Genomic DNA, 4,714 nt, shown 5'->3' with positions numbered 1-4,714 from the left:
GTGATAGCGCGAGAGTTGCGAAGTGGTATGTGAGCTGTCTCTTATACACATCTGTGACACACTGAGTAGAGTTTTGTTACATAGTTTTATGGTTTTGTAATGAACTGTTACACGAATATCACCCATGAAACACAAAAGGATGGTAAAGTAGCACTCGTAGTCAAGAAGACAGAAGAAAAAAGACATAAGAAAAATCGGAGGAAGTTACATAATGAAATTAGGGAAAACATTTCTTTTTAGTACAGTATTAGCAGCAGGTGCAGGTTTAGCGATGGGAGCTACAGACGCACACGCTTCAGAAACGTATACTGTAGAATCAGGAGATACTTTATCAAAAATCTCTCACAAGTTTGCTGGTAACGACAGCTTAGTAGATGCAATTGCAAAAGCAAACAAAATTTCTAATGTAAACATGATCTTTGCAGGTCAAGAATTAACAATCGACAGCGAAGGCAAAGCAGAAGCAAAAGCTGAAGCAGCTCCAACTGAAGAAAAAGTATTATATCAAGCAAGTACAACTGAAGCACCAGCTCAAGAAGCAGCACCTGTACAAGAGGCAACTCCAGTTCAACAAGAAGCAGCGGCACCTGTACAAGAAGCAGCACCCGTTCAAGAAGCGGCTCCTGCAGCAGCTCCAGCGACAACTTCATCAGCAAAAGAATGGATCGCACAACGCGAATCAGGCGGTTCTTACGCAGCAACGAACGGTCAATACATCGGACGTTACCAATTATCATCTTCATATTTAAATGGTGACTATTCTGAAGCAAACCAAGAACGTGTTGCTGATCAATATGTAACTTCTCGTTACGGTTCATGGGAAGGCGCACAAGCTTTCTGGCAAGCAAACGGCTGGTATTAAGATAAATATTTTCAAGCCAAGATCTCATTGCGAGGTCTTGGCTTTTCTTTTTATCAAAAAAACCCGTTCAGAAAGAAATATTCTCTCTGAACGGGTTGGCTTTTTACCACAATCCCGGCAAGGCCTGAACGGCTATTTCTTGATCCGTAAAGGGGTGCCGCAGATGCAGCTCATACGCGTGCAGCATCAATCGTCCGTGGGGATTCCTACTATATAAAGGATCGCCGATTAGCGGATGCCCGATACTAGCTAGGTGGACACGAATTTGATGCGTTCGTCCCGTGTCTAATTGGCAGAACACCATAGTTTGACTTGGTGATTGCTTAGCGACTGTTACATGAGTAACGGCCGGTTTGCCACCTTTTGGATCAATTCGGCGTTTGCGGCGATCATGACGATCACGGCCAATTTTTTTATTAATCGTCAGATCCTTTTTGATTGCTCCATGAACGACTGCCTGATAACGGCGGTAGATTTTCTTCTGCTCCAACAGCCGGCCTAAAATCGGCAGCACAAAAGGATTTTTCGCAAACAAAATCGCGCCGCTGGTTTCTTTATCCAGGCGATGAACGACGTGGGGCTGAACAGCGGGTGCTAAATAGGCAGCTAAATGATTTAGCAGAGTATCTGCTTCATCCGGCTGGTTCGGATGCGTCTTCATACCATAAGGTTTATTGACGATAATCAAATGCTCGTCCTCATAAAGAACCTCGATCTGTTTTTTATCACCTAAAAGGATGGTTCGTTCAGGATAATCACTCGCTTCAATGGTAATCGTGATCACATCACCAGCGCGAACGAATGATTGAAAATGGCAGGATTCTCCATTGATCAAGAGTCCTTTGCGGGTTCGGATGAAATGGCGGACCTTTCGCGGGACCAGCCACTCTTCTTCTAATAGGTCCTTAACGGTCATTTCAGCAAAATGATCGGGCAGGGTCATAGTGAATTTCATTTAAGTACTCCTTTTTAATGAATATAGTTTCAATTTGCTAAACTTATTGAAGCAGAGAATAGCAAAAGTAAGCTAATTTTTTATTTCAACAGGATAAATAAAGGTATCATCCGGCTTATTGTATCACTTTTAACGGATATTTAAGAAAAAAATCAGCTTTTCCTTGAGAGCACATGCTAGAATACTCTCAAGTGTGTATCCGTCTCAAGCCCCAAGCGTTAACTAGGTGATTTGTGATACACTGTGTCTGAATTTTACATAGAATGGAGATCAAAAAATGGATTTTCAGGAATTTTGGCGCAAATTTAAAAGTGGTGCAAAAGTTTTTTGGCAGAAGTTTCGCAGCGGCACAAAAACCTTTTGGCAATGGATCAAGCCTTATTTGATCCAATTTCATCATTGGCGCAAACGTATTTGGAAAAAATATCATATCAATAAAATCTTGCTCTTATTAACACTTGTGGCTGTTTTGGTAATGAGTGTCTATCTATTTTTCTTAGCAAAATCGGTCAATGTGGAGACGCTGCAATCCAGCTTGAAGCAATCGACGGTGATCTATGATGAAAAGAATGAACAAGCCGGCTCGCTTTACGGGCAAAAGGGCACCTACGTAGAAAGCGACCAGATTTCTCCCTATTTAAAGGATGCCGTCGTTTCGACGGAGGATCGGAACTTCTACTCCCACCATGGTTTCGATATTAAGGGGATCGCACGGGCAGCTTTAGGATTGGTTACTTCCGGTCATATTACTGGCGGGGGGAGTACCTTGACTCAGCAGCTGGCTAAAAATGCCTATCTCAGTCTCGATCAAACGCTGGAACGAAAAGCCAAAGAAGTCTTTATGGCGATCGAGATCGAAAAAAAATACGACAAGGACCAAATCTTAACGATGTACCTGAATAATTCCTACTTCGGTAATGGGGTTTGGGGTGTTCAAGATGCGTCTAGAAAGTATTTTGGAGTGGATGCTAATCAACTGACGATCGGAGAAGCAGCTACGATCGTTGGGATGTTAAAAGGACCGAGTATTTATAATCCGATCGACAATTTAGAAAATGCGGTAAATCGACGAAACACGGTGCTTTCGGTCATGGTAGAAAACGGCAAGCTGTCGAAGGAACAAGAGGATCAAGAAAAGGCGGTCGATCTAGCCTCAGAGCTGAGTGATACGTATTCTTCAGCGGATGCCGGTTATCGCTACCCTTCATACTTTGATGCGGTTATTGACGAAGCGGTCGAGCGTTACGGAATGTCAGAGAAGGATTTACTGAATAAAGGCTATAAGATCTATACGTCATTAGATCAGGATTACCAGAAGCAAATGGAAGCTGTGTATGCAAACAACGCGAACTTCCCAGCAAATGCCGAAGACGGTGCGATGCCGCAATCTGCCTCAGTGGCGATGGACCCTAAAACCGGCGGCGTTCAAGCATTAGTTGGCCGACGCGGCGAGCACATCTTCCGCAGCTATAACTTTGCGACCCAGATGCGGCGCTCTCCCGGTTCTTCGATGAAACCTTTGAGTGTTTACGCCTCAGCGTTAGAATCCGGCTACAAGCCTGACAGCATCTTAAAAGATGAACCGCAATCGTATTATAAAGCCAAAAACTATGACGGCACCTATCAAGGGGACGTACCGATGTATCAAGCGGTTGCCCAAAGCTTGAATCTGCCGGCCGTTTGGTTGTTGCACGAGATCGGTTTGAACAAAGGCTATAATAAGGCCGAAGAGTTCGGTATTCCATTGAGCAAGTCAGATAAATATTACGGCTTAGCACTAGGCGGTTTGGAAAAAGGTACTTCACCGATGCAGATGGCGGCGGCCTATGGAGCTTTTGCGAATGAAGGAAAAGTGTATCAGCCGCATTTGATCACCAAGATTATCGATTCGACTGGTGCTGTGATTGAAGACAACAGCTCACCTAAATATGAGCAAGTCATTTCAAAAGAAGTCGCCAACGAAATGACCAGTATGCTTCTAGGGACTTTCTCAAACGGAACAGCCGCTCAAGCCGCTCCGGCTGGATTTACTGTTGCAGGTAAAACCGGGACGACAGAAACCAACTTTGATGCGAATAAGGTCAACGACCAATGGATCATTGGTTACACACCAAATGTTGTAATCTCTACTTGGTTAGGTTTTGAAAAAGTCAGCGAGACTCATTATTTGAGCGGAACCAGCGGATCAGAGGTTGGACAGGTCTTCAGAGCAGAAGCCGAATCAATCTTACCTTATGCTGGTCAATACTCCTTTGATGTGGCGGATGCCTATGCTACAGGCGGAAAAGTCGTGGCGGCCGATGAAGTGAATCAAGGAGCCGAAAACTCGGATGCAAATAAATGGCGTGAAGAGCTGAAAGATATTGGCGGCAAGGCCAGCGAAGGGGCTGCGAACTTCTTCGAAAAAGCCAAAGAAGGCGCTAATAAGCTGAAGGAAAAAGGCCAAGAACTATGGCAGCAGTACCAACAAGGAAATTAGGGTGTGAACCCGTTTCCATTCATGTTACAATAGAACAGTAACTTTTATAGAAAATGAGGGAATAAAAAAATGGCAAACATTTACGATTCAGCGAACGGTTTAGAACGCGAAATCCGCGAACTACCAGAATTTAAATCTTTAGAAGCAGCTTTTGAGGAATTAAAGAAAAATGAAACTGCTTATGCAGCGTTCAAAGACTTCCAAGTTTTCCAACAAGGCTTGCAAGAAAAACAAATGCGCGGCGAAGATTTCAGCGATGAAGATGCTGCACAAGCACAAGCTTTAGCAGAAAAGGTTCAACAAGAAGAATTGATCAATGAATTAATGGTGAAAGAACAAGCTTTCAGCGTTATTATCAATGACTTGAACCGGATCATCATGACGCCTATTCGTGAATTGTACGAAGGATAATTAAGAT

General features: G+C 43.6%; 4 protein-coding genes. 3 read left to right on the top strand and 1 reads right to left on the bottom strand.

Annotated elements, in window-relative coordinates; all coding sequences use genetic code 11:
* Positions 1–211 precede the first annotated feature (211 nt).
* Positions 212–862, top strand: coding sequence for a LysM peptidoglycan-binding domain-containing protein (locus A5875_RS22965; protein WP_088935922.1), 651 nt, complete (start codon positions 212–214; stop codon positions 860–862).
* 103 nt (positions 863–965) lie between these two features.
* On the opposite strand, the gene A5875_RS22960 is transcribed toward A5875_RS22965, so the two are convergent.
* A complete protein-coding gene (locus A5875_RS22960) occupies positions 966–1,817 on the bottom strand; it encodes an RluA family pseudouridine synthase (RefSeq protein WP_088935921.1) in 852 nt (283 codons plus the stop codon).
* Positions 1,818–2,094: 277 nt separating this feature from the next.
* On the opposite strand from A5875_RS22960, the gene A5875_RS22955 reads away from it, so the two are divergent.
* Positions 2,095–4,296, top strand: a complete 2,202-nt coding sequence (locus tag A5875_RS22955) for a PBP1A family penicillin-binding protein (RefSeq protein ID WP_088935920.1) — start codon at positions 2,095–2,097, stop codon at positions 4,294–4,296.
* Between the two features lie 69 nt (positions 4,297–4,365).
* Positions 4,366–4,707, top strand: a complete 342-nt coding sequence (locus A5875_RS22950; protein ID WP_088935919.1) for a YlbF family regulator — start codon at positions 4,366–4,368, stop codon at positions 4,705–4,707.
* The last annotated feature ends 7 nt before the right edge of the window (positions 4,708–4,714 follow it).

It is taken from the genome of Enterococcus sp. 3H8_DIV0648 (assembly GCF_002140655.1).
GTDB classification, from domain to species: domain Bacteria; phylum Bacillota; class Bacilli; order Lactobacillales; family Enterococcaceae; genus Enterococcus_A; species Enterococcus_A hulanensis.
The sequence above is the reverse complement of the archived record's forward strand: the minus strand, read 5'-3'. Positions and strand labels throughout refer to the sequence as shown.